Here is a 20,427-nt window from a genome sequence, read left to right on the forward strand (position 1 = left end):
AACTGTAAAATTAAAATGAGCTTATCCAAATATGAATAACGCAAATGGAATTGTAATTAATAGGGATAATGCTACTCGTAAAAACCAAATAATTACTAACTTCCATACAGGAATTTTAATTTCTGTTGCTAAAATACATGGCACTAAAGCTGAGAAAAAGATTACTGCTGATACACTTACAACACCAACTACAAATTTTGTACTCATAGCGGCTTTAGCAACTAATAATGATGGTAAAAACATTTCTATAATTGAAATTGCTGAAGCTTTTGCGAGTAATACTTGATCTGGTATTGGGAAAATATAAATAAATGGATAATAAATATACCCTAACCAATCGATAAGTGGTGTATAGTTCGCTACAATTAGCCCCAAAAATCCTATCGACAAAATTGATGGTAGAATACCGACAGTCATTTCTAATCCATCTTTAAGGTTATCCCAAATATTTTTTAATAGAGACGGCGTTGACGCGTTCTGTTTCATTGCTTCTGCGTAAGCAGTTTTTAGTCTACTTCCTTCTATGGCAACTTCTTTGTCGCCTTCTTGGCCATCATAATATTCCGTTGATTCATTAGCAATAGGTGGCAACCAAGCTGTAATAGCAGTCACGATAAATGTAATAACCAATGTAGCCCAGAAATATAAATTCCAATGAGGCATTAAATTTAAAGTTTTAGCAACGATAATCATAAAGGTTGCTGATACTGTTGAGAAACCAGTTGCGATAATGGTTGCTTCTCTTTTGTTATACATACCTTGCTTATATACTCGATTTGTAATTAATAGTCCTAAAGAATAACTACCAACAAATGAAGCAACTGCATCAATTGCTGACTTACCAGGTGTTTTAAATATAGGACGCATAATAGGCTCCATATAAACACCGACAAACTCAAGTAATCCATAACCTACTAATAAAGAAAGTGCAATTGCACCGACAGGAATTAAAATGCTAAGTGGCATCATTAATTTTTCAAACAGAAATGGACCATAGTTTGCTTTAAATAATAAAGGTGGTCCGATTTTAAATACATACATTATACCGATAACTGCACCTGCAATTTTAAATGATGAAATGATGAAGTTAGTCATCGAAGTCATAAAAGTCCGTTTTATTAACGGTAATGCTGCACCAATAATTATCATGATAAGTGCGATATAAGGCATGAGTGGACCTAACAATGAACGAATTGCAAGATGTACATGATCCACTAATATTGTATTGTTTTCACTGATAGTAAAAGGTACAAAAAAGCAAAGTATACCAATCAAGCTATAGACATAAAAACGCCATGCACTTGGCTGTTGTGCATTTAAACGTTGATTATTCATTAAAACAACCCCTTTGTTTAAGTGAATATAAAAGATATGCGATGCAGATACCCCTTAAATACATCAGCATTTTAATTTAGAAAAATCTGAAAACTTATTTTAATTGTATAGTTTGATGTATTTACCGACCAATACAAATTAACTAATTATATATAACTTAAAACTATATTGAGTCTTAAAATAAGAAAGGAATTCAATTGTTGAATAGAATTTGAAAGCGCAAAATGAAAGAATTATAAATTCTATAAAGAAATGGTTTGAAAAGATATGATGAGAGTATAAGAACATATTATTAACTTTTTATTAATTTTGTAATATGAATTAAAAACAAATATATGTCATGTTATATTGAAGATGCAGTTGTTTTTCATTCTCAATAGGGGGTCTAAAAAATACTTTTGAGGTGATTATATGATAAGAGAACAAGAGAGAAGAAAGTATAGTATCAGAAAGTATTCTATTGGTGTGGTGTCAGTGCTAGCAGCAACAATGTTTATAGTATCAACACATGATGCAAAAGCTGCAGAAAAAATGCCAACGTCACTGTCAGGTACACAACAAGAAAAATTGAATCAATCGGGAGAACATAGGGATATTCAACGATTACAGCAAGATGAACAGTCATTAAGGCAATTAAACAACGCGCACAAAATAAATAGCGAAAGTCAAATTGGCAGACAAGCTAACGATGCGTCTCAATCATCAAAGCAACAACCAACTAAAGACGATGAAACGGATGAATCACAAAGTAATAGCAAAGTAACACGAAATTCTGATCAACAAAATGTCAATCAATTATCTAAAGATAATTCGAATAAAAGCACTAAAAATCAAGATGCTAATAAACAAAATGATATTCGTGTAGAACAGGATAATTCAGAATCAAATGCAGATGCGATAGAAGTTGATAAATCACAACCATCTGTTCAGACACAGATACCGACAACACAAGATGATAAGGCAACATCATCTTCAACTACACACTCATCAAAAGAAAAGACTACAACTGCATCGGAAATACAAGATGCATCCACAACTAATAATCCAAATCAACAGGACACACATCAAGTATCACAGCAAATTAAAGATGCTAAGCAAGATGATGCTGTTCATCAAAGACAAGACAAACCGCTAGTTAATGATTTAAATAAACATAACAATACTCAAAATTCCCCAACAATACCGACAGATAAAAATACGGATAATCAAAGACTAATTAAAGATGCACTTTTAGCACCTAAAACGCGCTCGACTACAAATGTAGCAACGGCAGATGCTAAAAAAATACATCCACTTAAAGCGAATCAAGTACAACCACTCAACAAGTATCCAGTTGTATTTGTACATGGCTTTTTAGGGTTAGTTGGCGACAATGCACCAGCATTATATCCGAATTACTGGGGTGGTAATAAGTTTAAAGTTATAGAAGAGCTGAAAAAACAAGGCTATAATGTCCATCAAGCAAGTGTCGGAGCTTTTAGTAGTAACCATGATCGTGCTGTAGAACTTTATTATTATATTAAAGGTGGACGCGTTGATTATGGCGCAGCTCACGCCGCAAAATACGGACATGAACGATATGGCAAAACATACAAAGGTATTATGCCGGATTGGGAACCAGGTAAAAAAGTACATCTAGTTGGACATAGTATGGGTGGTCAAACTATTCGTTTAATGGAAGAATTTTTAAGGAATGGTAATCAAGAAGAAATTGCTTACCATAAAGAGCATGGTGGAGAGATATCACCATTATTTGTTGGAGGTAAAAATAATATGGTTGCCTCGATTACAACATTAGGTACGCCACATAACGGTTCACAAGCGGCAGATAAATTTGGAAATACAGAGACCGTCAGAAAAATTATGTATGCATTGAATCGAATTGCAGGTAATAAATATTCAAATATCGATTTAGGTTTAACGCAATGGGGCTTTAAACAGCAACCGAATGAAAGCTATATTGATTATATGAAACGCGTGAGTAACAGTAAAATTTGGACGACAACAGATAATGCAGCATACGATTTAACGTTAGACGGATCTGCTAAATTGAATGCAATGACGAGTATGAATCCTAATATTACGTATACGACTTATACAGGTGTGTCTTCACATACTGGACCATTAGGATACGAAAATCCAGATATAGGTACGTTCTTTTTAATGGATGCAACAAGTAGAATTATTGGACATGATGCAAGAGAAGAGTGGCGTAAAAATGATGGTGTTGTACCGGTGATTTCATCGTTACATCCATCAAATCAGCCATTTGTAAATGTAACGTCTGATGAGCCGGTGACACGAAGAGGTATTTGGCAAGTTAAACCAATTTTACAAGGTTGGGATCACGTTGACTTTATCGGGATAGATTTTGCAGATTTTAAACGAAAAGGTGCAGAACTCGCAAATTTCTATACAGGTATTATTAACGACTTGTTGCGCGTTGAAGCAACTGATGAGAAAGTAGCACAATTGAAAGCAAGTTAATTAATTTGAAATGATGATTGACATGCTAAATGTATTTTAAAAATCATGTTTAGGTATATAGCTTGGTTCGCATTATTGAGCTATAAATAAAAGTGTATAAGAAAAAAACGCCTGTCTCATTAAAGTAAAGAGATAGGCGTTTTTGTTTATGATAGAGATAAATTGTATTGTTAATTGTGTTTGTCGGATTGCCGTTTATGTTGATGGCATAGTGAATTTTTGAAAAAGTGAATCGATATTACTTCGTTATTATAGCGTTCAAGAAAGCAACGACTTTGTGATAAACGGTTATTGCTTCATCATTTGGTCTACGGTCAAAATCATGCTCGTTTTTACCGACGCGTTCAAATGTGACGTCTGGAGCATGATTCATTATATGTTCACTTTCCCCAATAGGAACGTCATAGTCGCCAATACAATGCGCAATAAACACTGGTGGTAATGATTTAAGCTCATTTGGAGCTATATTATATTTTAAATCAGTATAATCAGGGACATTAATCATATTCATCCATTCACCAGTGCCACGCGCATAAACGTATATTAAGAATCTTTGCGCGATTTGATCTTGAATAATTGGTGTTGGTGAAGTCAGTTGTTTAACCATAGATTCATTAACGCTTCGGGCTATTTTAGCGTAGTAATCATTTTGAATTTTAAAAGGCTCTGTGTCGATTCGACTATAGCCATAATAATCAATAACGCCATCAATGGCTCTATCTCGTGCAATCAATAAACTTAAATATGCACCAGATGATCTGCCAAATGTGAAAATAGGGGTATTAGGGTATAGTAATTTAATAGCATCAAATGATGTGAAAATATCATCAATAATACAATCTAGACTTACTTCTGGAGATAAACGATAACTCAACTGAACTAAGTCGTATTGTTCAGTAAGTATATCGATGTATTGTTGTGGTAAATCATTTGCATTGCCAAACATGAGACCACCACCATGTATGTACACGATAGCTCCTTTAGTTGGCTGTTTTTTCGCTTTAATAATTGTATAAGGTAATGTAAAAGCATCTGTAGTAGTTACTTTATCTTTAATTTCAGTCACGATTTAATAAACTCCTTGCTTTTAATAATGGTTCAATTATAACACTGTCTTAAATTATCTATGCAACATTGGCTTAGGACGATGAATCATTATAATTTTGTTCTAATTGTCGTAATGTATCACGCGTATTCTTTTTAAGCCCCTCACCATAATCCATCATTTTAACAATATCTTTAAAAGCAGCACGCGGAATAGCTAAACTTTCTAAATCTTCCATAGAAAATCCAAGATCAATATCATCTAGACGTTGCTCTGCAAGTTTATGCACAAAGTCAGGTTCTGTCACAAAAGGGGAAGACATACCGACCATATCTGCATGTTGTAAAGCGTCTAATGCAGATTCTGGAGAATTTATACCGCCACTGGCAATTAATGGAATACGTCCAGCTAAATGTTCGTAGACAATTTGATTAACAGGACGACCAAAATGTTTGCCGGGTGTTCTTGATGTGTTTTGATAAATATGACGTCCCCAACTAGCAATCGCTAAATACTGGATATTGGCAATTTCCAACACCCAATCTATTAGTTGATTGAATTCATCTATGGTATATCCTAAATCACTACCTCTTGTTTCTTCCGGCGTTGCACGAAAGCCTAAAATAAAGTTGGCAGGTGCTTCTTTATCAATCACATCTTGTACTGCACGCATAACTTCTAAGCACAATCTTGCGCGATTTTCTAATGTATCAAAACCATATTGATCTGTTCGCTGATTTGAAAATGTTGAGAAAAATGTTTGGATGAGTAAACGTTGCGCAATTGAAATTTCCACACCATCAAATCCTGCTTTAATCGCTCGTAATGTAGCATCACTATATTGTTGAATAATTTCATTAATTTTATCTTGTGTCATAGCAATGACTTCATGTTGAATGGGCGAATGTAATGTCATCGGACTAGGTCCATATACTTTTCCAAAATTTAAAATTGCTTGATTTGAAAAACGACCAGCATGAGCTAGTTGAATTATAGCGAGATTACCATGTTGCTTCATGGTAGTTGCCATGTCGGTTAATCCAGGTATACATGCATCATGATCAATGTTGAACCCATATTCAAATAATTGACCATATGGCTCAATGTAGGCAGCACCAGTTACTTGCATGCCTGCTGAATTAGAGCGACGTGCAGCGTAAGCTAAGTCTGCTTGAGTAATATAGCCATCTTTTGTAGATGAATTTACAGTCATTGGTGATAATACAAAACGATTTGCTATGTTAATGCCATTAGGTAATTGGAGTGGTTGTAAAAGTGGTTTGTATCGGTACATGCAAATTTTCCTTTTCTATTCGATATTGCTTTCAAATTACCATGTAAAGCTTGAATAAGCAATTATGAGTAAGCAACTTCATGTAGCGTGTTAATGGAATTCTTATAATAAAAGAGGTATTACAATACTTTAATTTTATTTAAAAAATGTGAATCAAATACTGAAAAAGTGAAGCGAAAATATATAAAATCTAATTGAAAAACGTTATCATATACGTGGGTATCATAAATGGGAATGGTAATTATAAAGTTATAATGTAATGTCAACTTTATATTAAATAAAAGTTTGGAGATGAGGATTTGGTTGAATTAAGCGTATTAGATTATGCCTTAATAGATGAAGGTAAGGATGCGCAAATGGCATTACAAGATTCAGTGACACTTGCAAAATTAGCAGATCAACTAGGTTATAAACGTATTTGGTTTACTGAACATCATAATGTGCCAGCATTTGCATGTAGTAGTCCAGAACTGATGATGATGCATGTTTTGTCACAGACATCAAGGATTCGTGTTGGTTCTGGTGGCGTGATGTTGCCTCACTATAGTCCTTATAAAATTGCTGAGCATTTTAGAATGTTGGAGGCTTTATACCCAAATCGTGTTGATTTAGGTATTGGAAATAATCCAGGTACTACGATGGTAAAACAAGCATTAGACGGTGAAAATCCAACATATGATAATTACGAAGAAGCGATTAAGTTATTGTGCCAATTTGTTACTACTACGGATAAACCTAGTGCACATAATTTAGGTGTACAGCCACATTTACTTCATTTTCCTGAAATGTGGTTACTAAGTAGTAGTCCCTCCTCTGCCAAAATAGCAGCAGAACAAGGTATAGGGCTATCAGTTGGAACATTTTTACTGCCAAATAAAGAGATGATCCAGTCTGCAAAGCATAACATTGACATTTATAAAACGAATTTCCAAGTGTCGACACTTAAAATGAATGCAAAGGTGATGGCATCAGTGTTTGTTATCGTTGCTGATAAGGAAGAAGATGTTGCTAAATTACAACATGCCTTAGATGTCTGGTTATTAGGAAAATTACAATTTGCAGAGTTTGATTATTTTCCTTCAGTGAAAACAGCACAAAATTATAAATTGAATGAGCGAGACAAAGAGATGATTCAAGCGCATCGTGCACGTATAATGGCAGGTACAAAAGATCAAGTTAAAGCACAGTTAGATGATTTTATTGCTAAGTTTGAAGTTGATGAAATGTTAGTCGCACCGCTAATTCCTGGCATTGAACAGCGTTGCAAAACATTAGAATTACTTGCAGAAGTTTATTTATAGGATTTTTAAGTAGAAGTGAAAGGATGAGGTTTAGATGAAAAAGTTAGCCAATTATTTATGGGTAGAAAAAGTTGGAGATCTATATGTATTTAGTATGACACCTGAATTACAAGATGACATTGGAACGGTAGGCTACGTAGAATTTGTAAGTCCAGATGAGGTGAAAGTCGATGACGAAATCGTTAGTATCGAAGCGTCGAAAACGGTGATTGATGTACAGACGCCTTTGTCAGGAACGATTGTTGAGCGTAATACGAAAGCGGAAGATGAACCAAATATTTTAAATTCTGAAAAGCCAGAAGAAAATTGGTTGTTCAAGTTGGATGATGTGGATAAAGAAGCACTCAATGCATTACCGGAGGCGTAAATGAAGACGTTGAAGACAAATGAAGAACGATTAGAATATTTAATCGATTATATGTGGCGAGAACGAAATGACAATAATGAATTAGAGATGCCAACATCATTTGAAGCAATGTGGGAATTATATCGAGGTTTAGCTAATGTAAGACCAGCCTTACCTGTTAGTGAGACATATTTAGCCGTTCAAGATGCGTTGTTAAGTGATTTGAACCGCCAACATGTTATGGATGTAAATGATTTGAAGCCGATAAAAGGAGACAATATCTTTGTTTGGCAAGGTGATATTACCACATTGAAGATTGATGCGATTGTAAACGCGGCGAATAGTCGCTTTTTAGGGTGTATGCAAGCAAATCATGATTGTATTGATAATATTATTCATACAAAAGCGGGTGTCCAAGTTCGATTAGATTGTGCAGATATTATTCGACAGCAAGGGCGCAAAGAAAGTGTTGGTAACGCTAAAATGACGCGTGCATACAATTTGTCTGCAAAGTATATTGTGCATACGGTAGGGCCTCAAATACGTCGATTGCCTGTTTCAAAGATGAATCAGGACTTGTTAGCTAAATGCTATTTGAGTTGTCTTAAATTGGCAGATCAACAAAGTTTAAATCATATAGCATTTTGTTGTATTTCAACAGGCGTTTTTGCTTTTCCTCAAGATGAAGCAGCTGAAATCGCAATTCGAACAGTACAACAATACCTTGCTGATACAAATTCAAAATTAAAAGTCGTATTTAATGTATTTACAGAGAAGGATTTACAATTGTATGAGGAGGCATTTAATCGTGGTACAGAACAATGAATGGAAAGCGATGTCTCTTATTACAAATGAAAATACAACACAGACGGATATATTACGTACTGCAATTGAGGAAGCGGAGGCAATAGTCATTGGCATTGGTGCGGGCATGTCTGCATCGGACGGCTTTACATATGTTGGGGAACGCTTTACAAAAAATTTCCCTGACTTTATTGAAAAGTATCGTTTCTTTGATATGTTGCAAGCGAGTTTGCATCCGTACGGAAGTTGGCAAGAATATTGGGCATTTGAGAGTCGATTTATCAAATTAAACTATTTAGATCAACCTGTAGGTCAGTCTTACCTCGCTTTAAAAGCACTAATGAAAGATAAAAAATATCACATCATAACTACAAATGCAGATAATGCTTTTGAGGTTGCTGATTATGATATGACTCATGTATTTCATATACAAGGAGAGTATATTTTGCAGCAATGTAGTCAGCATTGCCACGCGCGAACATATCGTAATGATGACTTAATTCGTGAAATGGTAGTGGCACAACAAGACATGCGTATTCCTTGGGATATGATTCCAAGATGTCCAAAATGTGATGCTCCAATGGAAGTTAATAAACGTAAAGCAGAAGTTGGCATGGTTGAAGATGCAGATTTTCAGGCACAATTACAACGTTATAATACATTTCTAGAGCAACATCAAGATGATAAAGTATTGTATTTGGAAATTGGAATTGGTTATACAACGCCACAGTTTGTGAAACATCCGTTTCAGCGTATGACGCGTAAAAATGAAAATGCACTTTATATGACGATGAATAAAAAAGCTTATCGTATTCCAAAATCGATTCAAGATCGTACAATTCATTTAACCGACGATATTTCAACGTTAATTACAACAGAACTCCAGAACGACAGCATAACGAAAAATAACAACATAGGAGAAACAGAAGATGTACTTAATAGAACCGATTAGAAATGGTGAATATATTACTGATGGTGCGATTGCACTCGCCATGCAAGTGTATGTTAATCAGAATATCTTTTTAGGTGAAGATATTTTATTCCCTTATTATTGTGATCCAAAAGTGGAAATTGGTCGTTTTCAAAATACTGCTATAGAAGTGAATCAAGATTATATAGATGAACACCACATTCAAGTAGTTCGTAGAGATACTGGTGGTGGTGCTGTATATGTTGATAAAGGTGCCGTCAATATGTGTTGTATTTTAGAACAAGATACATCGATTTATGGTGATTTTCAACGATTTTATCAGCCGGCAATAAAGGCATTGCATACATTAGGCGCAACAGATGTGATACAGAGTGGCAGAAATGATTTAACACTGAACGGTAAAAAAGTATCAGGTGCAGCAATGACATTAATGAATAATCGTATTTATGGCGGTTATTCTTTATTACTTGATGTCAATTATGAGGCGATGGATAAGGTGTTAAAACCAAATCGTAAAAAGATTGCATCGAAAGGTATTAAATCAGTAAGAGCACGCGTTGGTCATCTGCGAGAGGCGCTTGATGAAACCTATCGTGATATAACAATTGAAGCATTCAAAAATTTAATGGTGACACAGATTTTGGGAATCAATGATATTAAAGAGGCAAAACGATATGAATTAACGGATGCAGATTGGGAAGCGATTGATGAATTAGCTGATAAAAAGTATAAAAATTGGGATTGGAATTATGGCAAGTCACCTAAATATGAATACAATCGAAGTGAAAGATTATCTTCAGGTACAGTAGACATTACAATTTCTGTTGAACAAAATCGTATCGCAGATTGTCGTATTTATGGGGATTTCTTTGGACAAGGTGATATTAAAGATGTGGAACAAGTGTTACAAGGTACAAAAATGACAAGAGAAGATTTATTGCATCAATTAAATAATATAGACATTACTTATTATTTTGGGAAAGTGACAGCAGAAGCATTAGTAGATATGATTTTAAGTTAATATTGGTATTTTATGTATGCTGAATCATTGGAAGTGTTTGCTTGTTATTGAAAAGGTGACAATAGTGTGTGGGTGAAGGTTGAACATATGAGTGGAAATTATTGCCTTTAACTATTCAAAGTATGATATTTATATGGTTTTTGTTTCTAAATGATTGGGTATTTGAAAATAGATGACTTTAATATTTTAAGGAATATAACGATGTTTACTTTTATAATTCATATAGAATATTAAGCAATATAAGTCTGTTGATATATACAAAAATTTAATGACTGTTATAATGGATAATCAATAGAGACAAAGAGGAGATTATATGATGAATAATAAAGTGTTGGTAACAGGTGGTACTGGTTTTGTTGGTATGCGTATTATTTCGCGATTATTAGAACAAGGTTATGACGTACAAACAACGATACGTGATTTAAGTAAAGCTGATAAAGTAATTAAAACGATGCAAGACAATGGTATTTCAACAGATAAACTTGCATTTGTTGAAGCGGATTTATCACAAGATGAACATTGGGATGAAGCAATGAAAGATTGCAAGTATGTCTTGAGTGTTGCATCTCCGGTGTTTTTCGGTAAAACAGACGATGCAGAAGTGATGGCGAAGCCTGCAATTGAAGGTATACAACGTATTTTGAGAGCGGCACAACATGCGGGTGTTAAACGTGTGGTAATGACTGCAAACTTTGGTGCAGTTGGTTTTAGTAATAAAGATAAAAATTCAATCACAAATGAAAGTTACTGGACAAATCAAGATGAACCAGGCTTATCAGTATATGAAAAATCAAAATTATTAGCTGAAAAGGCAGCATGGAATTTTGTTGAGAATGAAAATACGACAGTAGAATTTGCCACAATAAATCCAGTTGCTATTTTCGGTCCATCATTAGATGCGCATGTTTCAGGAAGTTTCCATTTGTTGGAAAATTTATTAAATGGTTCAATGAAACGCGTGCCGCAAATTCCATTGAATGTTGTTGATGTCAGAGACGTAGCTGAACTGCACATTTTGGCAATGACAAATGAACAGGCTAATGGCAAGCGATTTATTGCTACGGCTGATGGACAAATTAATTTGTTGGAAATTGCAAAATTAATTAAAGAAAAGCGACCTGAAATAGCTCAAAAAGTTTCTACTAAAAAATTACCAGACTTTATTTTGAGTCTAGGTGCTAAATTTAATCATCAAGCTAAAGAAGGTAAACTTTTATTAGATATGAATCGAAATGTAAGTAACGAACGTGCAAAAACACTTCTTGGTTGGGAACCGATTGCTACTCAAGAAGAAGCTGTTTTAGCAGCTGTCGATAGTATGGCTAAGTATCATTTAATATAATACAAAACACCGTCCAAAAATAAGTGACATGCCTTTTGATAGAAGGAAAGTACACTCAACTTGTGACGGTGTTTTTGTTTATATATTATTGTTGTGCTTTTTGACGACCTTTTAATAAAATCGCTGTAGCTCCTACGATGATAATAAATAGAACAGCACCAAATAATCCCATATATTTTACTGCGTTACCAAATACAATACCGACAGCTAAAAAGTCTGTATCGGAGAATGTTGTTGCTGCACCACCTAACTCACCTAAAAATGGTAAGAATAATAAAGGTAAGAATGTAATCAGGATACCATTAAGAGCAGCTCCTGCAACCGCCCCTTTAATACCGCCTCTTGCGTTACCGAAGACTGCGGCAGTTGCACCTAAGAAGAAGTGTGCCACAACGCCTGGTAAAATAACGACGCCACCAAATAAGAATAAGATAAACATACCGATGACACCTGTAATAAAGCTGACAAAGAACCCGATTAACACAGCGTTTTGTGCATAAGGGAATACAATAGGGCAGTCTAACGCAGGTTTAGAATTTGGTACAAGTTTTTCAGAGATACCTTTAAATGCTGGAACGATTTCAGCTAAGATTAATCGCACACCTGTTAAAATGATAAATACACCAGCGGCAAATGTGACACCTTGAATTAATGAAAAGACAATAAAGTTTTGTCCGTTACTAATTGATTGGTGTACATAACTGACACCTGCAAACAAACAGGCAATGAAATAAAGTAATGCCATTGTAATAGAAATACTAATTGTGCTTTCTCGTAAAAAACTTAATCCTTTTGGAAATTTAATATCTTCTGTTGATTTAGACTTCCCTTCAAATAATTGACCTATGGCACCTGCAGCAAAGTAACTGATTGAACCGAAATGCCCTAATGCTACTTGATCATTGCCAGTAATTTTACGCATCGTAGGTTGGAGTAGTGCAGGTAAGACTGCCATGATTAATCCTAATACAAGTGCGCCGATAACAATCGTTAGCCATCCCTTAATATGACTCACTGTTAAAATAATTGCTAAAAATGCTGCCATGTAAAATGTATGGTGTCCTGTTAAAAAGATATATTTTAAGTTAGTAAAACGTGCAATTAAGATATTTACTATCATGCCGCAGACCATAATCAGTGCGGCTGTTGTTCCAAAATCTTTTAAGGCAAGTGAAACGATGGCTTCATTATTTGGAACAATGCCTTGAACACCGAAAGCATGCTGGAATATTTTTCCAAATGGTTCAAGTGAACGAACAACTACGTCGGCACCGGCACTTAAAATTAAGAATCCCAATATTGTTTTAATGGTACCTGAAGTAATCGTAGCGGCAGGTTTTTTCTGGACAATTAAACCAATAAAAGCAATCAGGGCAACAAGAATTGCTGGTTGGCTTAAAATATCGACAATGAAATTAAGGATTGATTGCATAAGTCTAACCTCCTTTAAATAATGTTAAGTTGTTGTAATTTTTCTTCAAGCTTTTGCTGCAATTCTGCTTTGTCTAAAATGTTATCAAGGATTAAGACTTCGCCTAGACGTTCGGCATTTTCAGCTAAATCTCTACCACAAATAAATAAGTCTGCCATTTCTGGACTAGCCGTCATAATGTCACTGTGCTCAACTTCTATATCAGATGGTGCATTAAGTTGTTTCAATGCTTCTTGTGCATTCATTTCTACCATAAAACTACTACCTAAGCCGTGGCCACATACTACTAAAATTTTCATATTAATCATGCTCCTTTAAAATAGTTGTAATTTCTTGTGCATTTTTTGCATTTAATAATTGCTGGACTGTTTGATTATCACCTAATAGTGTTGCTAAATTTTGCAATATAGATAAGTGTGAATGATTGTCGATGGCACTTAATACGAATATGAGAGATGCATAATGATTTTCATCGCAAAACGCCACGTGTTGATTCAACTTTAATAGACTTAATCCAACTTGATGCACGTTATTATTGGGGCGTGCATGTGCAATTGCAATTTCAGGTGCGATAACGATGTATGGTCCTAATTCATTTACACTTTCAATCATTGCTTCAACATAACCTTGTTCAATAACTTGTTCTTGTAATAAAGGTTGCGAAGCTACAGTAATGGCTTCATGCCAATTATTGACTTGTTCTTTTACAATGATCCGTGTTGTGGTCAAAATGTCTAATGCCACGATGTTAAACCTCCTTTGTCTTAGTTACAGCGATGTGTTGCTTAATTTTACAAATTTTCCCATCTAAGAAATCTTGTCGAGATAAGTCGTTACTTAATAGTTCACTTAGTTGTCCTAGTGCTTTTAAATGTGCATTGGGATGATCCGTTGCCAATGTAATCACAAGGTATACAGGATCATTTGCTTTGCTACCAAATTCAACACCTTCAGTAAAATAAGTTAATGAAAAGCCGACACCATTGTGTACATATTCAGTTCCAGCGTGAATTAGTGAAATGTGTGGACTAATCACCATATATGACCCGAATTGTTCAAATTGATTTAAAATTGCTTCTATATAATTGGGACCAACAATATTATCTTTTATTAAAGGTTGAACTGATACAGTAACTGCTTCATTAATTGATAGTGATTGTGTGTTTACACTGATACGGTGTTCGGGTAGTAAATCAGCTAATGACTTACCTTCAGTAGCCATTTTTATTACACGCTTTTCTCTAGCATCATTAATGAGTTGATTTAATTTTTGGCGTGATTGCTCATTGATGAACGGATCGACGTTTATAACGGGTACTACTGAAATATCGCACGGTACGGTTGAAATCACATAGTCAATGTTATTTTGAATTAACTGCTTTTCATCTAACTGATAGATAGAATAGGCGTCCCAAATATTAAATTCTGGATAAAGATGATTTAATTTTGATTTTAAAAGTTGAGATGTGCCAATACCTGATCCACAAAGTAAGACAACTTTAATCATTAATTGTTTATTTGTTGCGCCGCGTTCCATACTTGATGCAAAGTGAATTGCAATAAATGTTAATTCATCTTCATTGAAACTAATAGCTGTATCTTTTTCTATCGTACTAATATGTTTGCTGATTGCATCGACAACTTGAGGATAGCGCTTATGCACTTCTTGTTTTAATGGATTAGCTTGTATCATATCGTATTTAATTCGATGTATAGCTGGCTTTATATGTGTGAGCAAACTGGTATGCAGTTTATGGTCATTTGACATATCAATTCCTAATTCTTGGCTAACACAAGTGATGAATTCTTGGATGTTTTCTGATAAAACATGTTGTTCATTTATATTGGTAGATATAGTACAATCAGTCATTTTTGAACCAAGTAAATGTAACGTGATGAAGATAATTTCAGATTCTGGAAATTTGACATTACAACTGCTTTCCAAGTTTTCTTTAATTTTTGAAGCTATAGCATACTGTTTAGTATGGCGCCATTTATCAATTTCTTTTGCAGGTATGGCAAATGAAAAGTTTTCGTTTAGTCGCTGAATCGCAATGAGTATATGATAAATTAAGCCATCAATGGCAGACTGTACTAGATGATAATTTTCACGGTTTAATGTATTGATTATAGCTTGCCTTACAATTGCAATAGCTTGTGAATTGAAAATATCTGCTTCGATAAATGGCGCTGCTTGTTTCATGTATTGACGAATGAAATGAGCATATGCTTTTCGATATTGATCTTCTTCACCAACAATATTAAATCCTTTATTATGAATATAATTTAGTTTTAAATGATAATGTGCTAATCGCTTTTGAATAATCTTAATGTCATCAGCAATGGTGCGACGAGAAACATTGACGTCATGGGCAAGCTGTTTTGTTGAAATTGGCTCAGATGTTTCGAATAATTTTAAAGCAATATGAGTCAGTCGTTCATCCTTTGAAAAATGAATTTGATTTGTTATGCGTTGTTCTAACTCATTTAAAAGTGTTGAATCATTAGTTATTATTTTAATGCCAGCTGCTTTATTGCGAATGACTTGATATTGGTATGTTTCTGCATATTGTTCGATGTACGATATATCATATTGAATGGTACGTGGCGTTACACCAAGTTGGTCAGCGATATTGTTGATTGGGATAAACGTTTGTTCTTGAACTAAAAGATACAAAATTTCAATTTGTCTATGACTTAGCAACGTAATTTCCTCCTATGTATAATTGTAAGCGATTACTTAATTGCGTAGATATGCAATCTCTTTCATATTTTAATCCGAAAAATTGCATATCAAAATGTTAAAATACTAGATTTTATGAAAACTTTTAAAATAAATTCTCAAATTTTGTTGACAATTAGAAATCATCGCTGTATATTTAGTTAGACATCTAACGAAATGGTGGTGCAATTCATGGAGTACACTTATTCTTATTTATTTCGAATGATAAGTCACGAAATGAAACAAAAAGCAGATCAAAGACTTGAGCAATTTGATATAACGAATGAACAAGGCCACACTTTAGGTTATCTTTATGCGCATCAGCAAGACGGACTTACGCAAAATGATATTGCTAAAGCATTGCAACGAACAGGGGCGACCGTAAGTAATTTACTGAAGAACCTTGAAAGGAAAAAGCTTATTTATCGTTACGTTGATGCACAAGATACGCGAAGAAAGAATATTGGATTGACAACTTCTGGTATTAAGCTTGTAGAAGCATTCACTTCGATATTTGATGAAATGGAACAAACGCTTGTATCACAGTTTTCTAAAGAAGAAAACGAACGCATGAAAGAAAATCTAACTAAAATGTTATCTAGTTTAAAATAAATGATAAACGTGACTGGTAAAAATACAGTCGCTTTATCTTTGATGATATAGTTAGATATCTAATTATTAGCGAACTAATTATTATAAAGGACAAGGAGTATTGAACAATGAAAGACGAACAATTATATTATTTTGAGAAATCACCAGTTTTTAAAGCAATGATGCATTTCTCTTTACCAATGATGATAGGAACTTTATTAAGTGTTGTTTATGGGATTTTAAACATTTACTTTATAGGATTTTTAGGAGATAGCCATATGATTTCTGCTATTTCACTTACACTACCAGTATTTGCCATCTTAATGGGTCTAGGTAATTTATTTGGAATTGGTGGCGGCACATACATTTCACGTTTATTAGGCGCTAAAGATTACAGTAAAAGTAAGTTTGTAAGTAGCTTTTCGATTTATGGTGGGATTGTATTAGGAATTATAGTTATTTTAGCTACAATTCCATTTAGTGATCAAATTGCGATGATTTTAGGAGCAAAAGGCGAAACTTTAGCATTAACAAGTAATTATTTGAAAGTAATGTTTTTAAGCGCACCGTTTGTTATTTTATTCTTTATTTTAGAACAATTTGCGCGTGCAATTGGTGCACCAATTATATCTATGATTGGTATGTTAGCTAGTGTAGGATTAAATATTATATTAGATCCAATTTTAATTTTTGGCTTCGATTTAAATGTTGTTGGTGCAGCTTTGGGTACTGCTATCAGTAATGTTGCAGCGGCTGTTTTCTTTATTGTTTACTTTATGAAAAATAGTGATGTTGTATCTGTGAATATTAAATTTGCGAAACCTAATAAAGAAATGCTTTCAGAAATCTTCAAAATTGGTATTCCAGCATTTTTAATGAGTATTTTAATGGGATTCACAGGTTTAGTATTAAATTTATTCTTGGCACATTATGGTAACTTTGCAATCGCAAGTTATGGTATTTCATTTAGACTTGTACAATTCCCTGAGCTTATTATCATGGGGTTATGTGAAGGTGTGGTACCTTTAATTGCGTATAACTTTATGGCAAACAAAGGTCGTATGAAAGATGTCATTAAAGTAGTTATTATGTCTATTGGTGTTATATTTGCAATTTGTATGATTGCTGTATTTACTATTGGACATCATATGGTAGGCCTATTTACTACTGATCAACAAATTGTTGAAATGGCTACATTTATTTTAAAAGTAACAATGACATCATTACTTTTAAATGGTATTGGCTTCTTATTCACTGGTATGCTTCAAGCGACTGGTCAAGGTCGTGGAGCTACAATTATGGCTATTTTACAAGGTGCAATTATCATTCCAGTATTGTTTATCATGAATGGTTTATTCGGATTAACTGGCGTTATTTGGTCATTGCTAATTGCTGAGTCACTTTGTGCATTTGCTGCAATGTTAATTGTTTATTTATTACGTAATCGTTTAACAGTTGATACATCTGAATTAATAGAAGGTTAATCGCTTAATACACTTCCAATTTGGTATATTGCCGTTGGGAGTGTTTTTTTATTAACGTTTAGGGAGTGTTATGATAATAAGATATTAAACTGAGGGGGCAAATAATGTATAAATCAATAAAGATATTAGAAAAGGTTTTTAGTGTGGAATTGGAAGCCATAGACATAATTGAAGAAAAATATAATAAAGAATATGAAGCTTTAACATTTAACTATAAAGAAAAGATTTACAAAAGTAGATTAGCAAAGAAAACGCCGAATAAATCGGGATATTTCGTGACATGTTGGACTAAAAACGAAGATAATTATAATCGACCATACAAAATAGATGAATTTGCAGATTACCTGATTGTTGCTGTTATCGATGATGAATTAAATGGTTACTTTCTATTTCCTAAAGAAGTATTAGTTGAAAAAGGTATTTTAGCTTCATCTAAGTATCAAGGGAAAATGGCTTTTAGAGTTTATCCGACATGGTGCAATGATTTGAATCAAATGGCACAACGTACACAAAATTGGCAATGCAATTATTTTTTGAATATTAATAAAAAAGTCATATGACTGAACTTATAAGAGATGAATAGATCATCTTTCGATAAGGTAAGCATATGACTTTATTTTAATTTGTATTAATGATGAACGGTTTCTTGACCGACTTTATTCCAAGTTAGGATAAAGCTTAACATTGCAAACACACTAATTGCTGTTAATAAAATAAAACCAACATCCCAGCCAAATTTATCTACTACGGCACCTAGGACTATGTTAGCCATAACGGCGCCAAATAGATATCCGAATAAGCCTGTTAATCCTGCAGCTGTTCCTGCAGCTTTTTTAGGAACATAGTCTAAAGCTTGTAAACCAATTAACATAACTGGTCCATATATTAAGAAACCGATGGCAATTAATGAAACATTATCTAACCAAGCATTGCCTGGAGGATTTAACCAATAAATTAATACAAACACTGTAACGCCTAACATAAAGAAGAAACCTGCTGGTCCGCGACGTCCCTTGAATAATTTATCAGAAATATATCCACATAATAATGTACCTGGAATACCAGCCCATTCATAAAGGAAGTATGCCCATCCTGATGCTTTTAAGTCGAAGTGTTTTTCTTCGCTTAAATATACGGGTGCCCAATCAAGTACACCGTAGCGGACGAAATAAACGAAGATATTCGCAAATGCAATAGCCCATACCCATTTATTGTTTAGTACATATTTAAATAAAATTTCTTTTGTTGTTAATTCCGTTTCTAGCGTCTTTTTATCGCTTGTTGCAAAGTCATTTTTATAAACTTCAATTGGAGGTAAACCTTGAGACTGTGGTGTGTCTCTAATCAGTACATATGAAATTGCTGCTATGATAAGTGCTAAAAGTGCAGGATAAATAAATACACCTTCAAAGCCTTTTAAATAACCGAAATTGATGAATGCTGTTGTTGTAATACCCCAAGCAGCAATTGGCGCCATAATACCGCCACCAACATTATGTGCAACATTCCATAGGGCAGTCTTACTTCCGCGTTCACTTACACTAAACCAGTGAACGAGCACTCGACCTGATGGTGGCCAGCCCATACCTTGAAACCATCCATTTAAGAATAATAGGATAAACATAATGCCTATACCTGATGTGAAAAATGGTACAAATCCCATTAATAAATTGACGATAGCTGTCAGAGCTAATCCAAGAACTAAGAAAATCCGCGCATTACTCCGATCACTCACAGTACCCATAAAGAATTTACTGAATCCGTATGCGATGGAAACAGCAGATAATGCAAATCCAAGTTCTGCTTTTGTAAAGCCCTGTTCTTGTAATGCTGGCATAGCTAGTGAAAAGTTTTTGCGTAACAGATAATATCCGGCGTAACCGATAAAGATACCAAGGAATACTTGGAGACGTAATCGTTTATAGGTATCATCTATCTGATTTTCTGGCAAAGGCTTAATATGCTTTGCAGGTTTAAGAAAATTCATAAAATCCTCCTTAATATGTATTTATATGCATTTTGTGAGATAAATTAATAGTAGACATGTATGAAAGCGTTGTCAATACACTTTTTAAAATAGCGAAGAATAAGTGGTATGCAGATATAAATAAATTTTAAACCATAATTTGTTGTTTAGCTTAAAGTTATAATTATGCAATTATTTTGAATGATTACTTAAATATATTCTGTGATGATGATAGTGAAAAGTAAGTTTGAAAATGTATTAATGAGGTAAATGGCAAAAAACTATCTTTTTTATGGATGTTGATATAAAATTTATACTAATAGGAG

The 20,427-nt window shown here is 34.0% G+C and carries 18 protein-coding genes; 10 read left to right on the forward strand and 8 right to left on the reverse strand.

Annotated elements, in window-relative coordinates; translation table 11 throughout:
• Positions 1 to 21 precede the first annotated feature (21 nt).
• Positions 22 to 1,335: a YjiH family protein gene (locus ML436_01400; GenBank protein UMT78441.1), complete on the reverse strand. Its 1,314-nt coding sequence runs from the start codon at positions 1,333 to 1,335 to the stop codon at positions 22 to 24.
• Between the two features lie 411 nt (positions 1,336 to 1,746).
• Between ML436_01400 and ML436_01405 the strand changes: the two genes are divergently transcribed.
• The gene (locus ML436_01405; GenBank protein UMT78442.1) at positions 1,747 to 3,822 is read left to right on the forward strand and encodes a YSIRK-type signal peptide-containing protein; all 2,076 of its coding nucleotides are present in this window, start codon (positions 1,747 to 1,749) and stop codon (positions 3,820 to 3,822) included.
• A 238-nt stretch (positions 3,823 to 4,060) separates the two neighbouring features.
• Here ML436_01405 and ML436_01410 read toward each other — a convergent pair whose 3' ends face one another.
• Entirely contained in the window at positions 4,061 to 4,888 is an 828-nt protein-coding gene (locus tag ML436_01410) for an alpha/beta hydrolase (GenBank protein UMT78443.1), read from the reverse strand.
• A 73-nt stretch (positions 4,889 to 4,961) separates the two neighbouring features.
• Entirely contained in the window at positions 4,962 to 6,161 is a 1,200-nt protein-coding gene (locus tag ML436_01415) for an NADH-dependent flavin oxidoreductase (protein ID UMT78444.1), read from the reverse strand.
• Between the two features lie 299 nt (positions 6,162 to 6,460).
• On the opposite strand from ML436_01415, the gene ML436_01420 reads away from it, so the two are divergent.
• The 6 genes from ML436_01420 (at position 6,461) to ML436_01445 (ending at position 11,906) form a co-directional block, all read left to right on the forward strand.
• Positions 6,461 to 7,462, forward strand: coding sequence for an LLM class flavin-dependent oxidoreductase (locus ML436_01420; protein UMT78445.1), 1,002 nt, complete (start codon positions 6,461 to 6,463; stop codon positions 7,460 to 7,462).
• Positions 7,463 to 7,496: 34 nt separating this feature from the next.
• A complete protein-coding gene (locus ML436_01425) occupies positions 7,497 to 7,829 on the forward strand; it encodes a glycine cleavage system protein H (GenBank protein ID UMT78446.1) in 333 nt (110 codons plus the stop codon).
• The gene (locus ML436_01430; GenBank protein UMT78447.1) at positions 7,830 to 8,633 is read left to right on the forward strand and encodes a protein-ADP-ribose hydrolase; all 804 of its coding nucleotides are present in this window, start codon (positions 7,830 to 7,832) and stop codon (positions 8,631 to 8,633) included. It begins immediately after the preceding gene.
• Positions 8,599 to 9,564, forward strand: coding sequence for an NAD-dependent deacetylase (locus tag ML436_01435; GenBank protein UMT78448.1), 966 nt, complete (start codon positions 8,599 to 8,601; stop codon positions 9,562 to 9,564). The genes ML436_01430 and ML436_01435 overlap by 35 nt, the downstream gene beginning before the upstream one ends.
• Entirely contained in the window at positions 9,542 to 10,564 is a 1,023-nt protein-coding gene (locus tag ML436_01440) for a lipoate--protein ligase (GenBank protein UMT78449.1), read from the forward strand. The genes ML436_01435 and ML436_01440 overlap by 23 nt, the downstream gene beginning before the upstream one ends.
• A 316-nt stretch (positions 10,565 to 10,880) precedes the next feature.
• Positions 10,881 to 11,906: an aldehyde reductase gene (locus ML436_01445; GenBank protein ID UMT79464.1), complete on the forward strand. Its 1,026-nt coding sequence runs from the start codon at positions 10,881 to 10,883 to the stop codon at positions 11,904 to 11,906.
• A gap of 85 nt (positions 11,907 to 11,991) precedes the next feature.
• On the opposite strand, the gene ML436_01450 is transcribed toward ML436_01445, so the two are convergent.
• From ML436_01450 to ML436_01465, 4 genes are read right to left on the reverse strand one after another with little or no spacing between them, the layout of a single operon-like run.
• Positions 11,992 to 13,338, reverse strand: a complete 1,347-nt coding sequence (locus ML436_01450; protein UMT78450.1) for a PTS ascorbate transporter subunit IIC — start codon at positions 13,336 to 13,338, stop codon at positions 11,992 to 11,994.
• Between the two features lie 14 nt (positions 13,339 to 13,352).
• Positions 13,353 to 13,637 (reverse strand): PTS sugar transporter subunit IIB, encoded by a 285-nt coding sequence (locus tag ML436_01455; protein ID UMT78451.1) that lies wholly within the window; start codon positions 13,635 to 13,637, stop codon positions 13,353 to 13,355.
• Position 13,638: 1 nt separating this feature from the next.
• Complete coding sequence (locus ML436_01460; protein UMT78452.1) at positions 13,639 to 14,082, reverse strand: PTS sugar transporter subunit IIA; 444 nt, start codon at positions 14,080 to 14,082, stop codon at positions 13,639 to 13,641.
• A gap of 4 nt (positions 14,083 to 14,086) precedes the next feature.
• Positions 14,087 to 16,042, reverse strand: a complete 1,956-nt coding sequence (locus ML436_01465; GenBank protein UMT78453.1) for a BglG family transcription antiterminator — start codon at positions 16,040 to 16,042, stop codon at positions 14,087 to 14,089.
• A gap of 210 nt (positions 16,043 to 16,252) precedes the next feature.
• Here ML436_01465 and ML436_01470 point away from each other — a divergent pair, with 210 nt between their 5' ends.
• The 3 genes from ML436_01470 to ML436_01480 all read left to right on the forward strand — a co-directional run bounded on the left by ML436_01470 (position 16,253) and on the right by ML436_01480 (position 18,695).
• Positions 16,253 to 16,672 (forward strand): MarR family transcriptional regulator, encoded by a 420-nt coding sequence (locus ML436_01470; GenBank protein ID UMT78454.1) that lies wholly within the window; start codon positions 16,253 to 16,255, stop codon positions 16,670 to 16,672.
• A 107-nt stretch (positions 16,673 to 16,779) separates the two neighbouring features.
• Positions 16,780 to 18,135, forward strand: a complete 1,356-nt coding sequence (gene mepA, locus ML436_01475) for a multidrug efflux MATE transporter MepA (GenBank protein UMT78455.1) — start codon at positions 16,780 to 16,782, stop codon at positions 18,133 to 18,135.
• 104 nt (positions 18,136 to 18,239) lie between these two features.
• Complete coding sequence (locus ML436_01480) at positions 18,240 to 18,695, forward strand: MepB family protein (protein UMT78456.1); 456 nt, start codon at positions 18,240 to 18,242, stop codon at positions 18,693 to 18,695.
• Between the two features lie 68 nt (positions 18,696 to 18,763).
• On the opposite strand, the gene glpT is transcribed toward ML436_01480, so the two are convergent.
• A complete protein-coding gene (glpT, locus tag ML436_01485) occupies positions 18,764 to 20,122 on the reverse strand; it encodes a glycerol-3-phosphate transporter (protein UMT78457.1) in 1,359 nt (452 codons plus the stop codon).
• Positions 20,123 to 20,427: the final 305 nt, after the last annotated feature.

The organism is Staphylococcus roterodami (genome assembly GCA_022493055.1).
Lineage (GTDB): Bacteria > Bacillota > Bacilli > Staphylococcales > Staphylococcaceae > Staphylococcus > Staphylococcus singaporensis.

What these genes read in the sequence shown, in the direction of transcription:
- ML436_01400 (UMT78441.1), bottom strand. Translation starts at nt 1,335, where the DNA reads ATGAATAATCAACGTTTAAATGCACAACAGCCAAGTGCATGGCGTTTT.
- ML436_01405 (UMT78442.1), top strand. Translation starts at nt 1,747, where the DNA reads ATGATAAGAGAACAAGAGAGAAGAAAGTATAGTATCAGAAAGTATTCT.
- ML436_01415 (UMT78444.1), bottom strand. Translation starts at nt 6,161, where the DNA reads ATGTACCGATACAAACCACTTTTACAACCACTCCAATTACCTAATGGC.
- ML436_01425 (UMT78446.1), top strand. Translation starts at nt 7,497, where the DNA reads ATGAAAAAGTTAGCCAATTATTTATGGGTAGAAAAAGTTGGAGATCTA.
- ML436_01430 (UMT78447.1), top strand. Translation starts at nt 7,830, where the DNA reads ATGAAGACGTTGAAGACAAATGAAGAACGATTAGAATATTTAATCGAT.
- ML436_01435 (UMT78448.1), top strand. Translation starts at nt 8,599, where the DNA reads ATGAGGAGGCATTTAATCGTGGTACAGAACAATGAATGGAAAGCGATG.
- ML436_01440 (UMT78449.1), top strand. Translation starts at nt 9,542, where the DNA reads ATGTACTTAATAGAACCGATTAGAAATGGTGAATATATTACTGATGGT.
- ML436_01445 (UMT79464.1), top strand. Translation starts at nt 10,881, where the DNA reads ATGAATAATAAAGTGTTGGTAACAGGTGGTACTGGTTTTGTTGGTATG.
- ML436_01450 (UMT78450.1), bottom strand. Translation starts at nt 13,338, where the DNA reads ATGCAATCAATCCTTAATTTCATTGTCGATATTTTAAGCCAACCAGCA.
- ML436_01455 (UMT78451.1), bottom strand. Translation starts at nt 13,637, where the DNA reads ATGAAAATTTTAGTAGTATGTGGCCACGGCTTAGGTAGTAGTTTTATG.
- ML436_01470 (UMT78454.1), top strand. Translation starts at nt 16,253, where the DNA reads ATGGAGTACACTTATTCTTATTTATTTCGAATGATAAGTCACGAAATG.
- mepA (UMT78455.1), top strand. Translation starts at nt 16,780, where the DNA reads ATGAAAGACGAACAATTATATTATTTTGAGAAATCACCAGTTTTTAAA.
- ML436_01480 (UMT78456.1), top strand. Translation starts at nt 18,240, where the DNA reads ATGTATAAATCAATAAAGATATTAGAAAAGGTTTTTAGTGTGGAATTG.
- glpT (UMT78457.1), bottom strand. Translation starts at nt 20,122, where the DNA reads ATGAATTTTCTTAAACCTGCAAAGCATATTAAGCCTTTGCCAGAAAAT.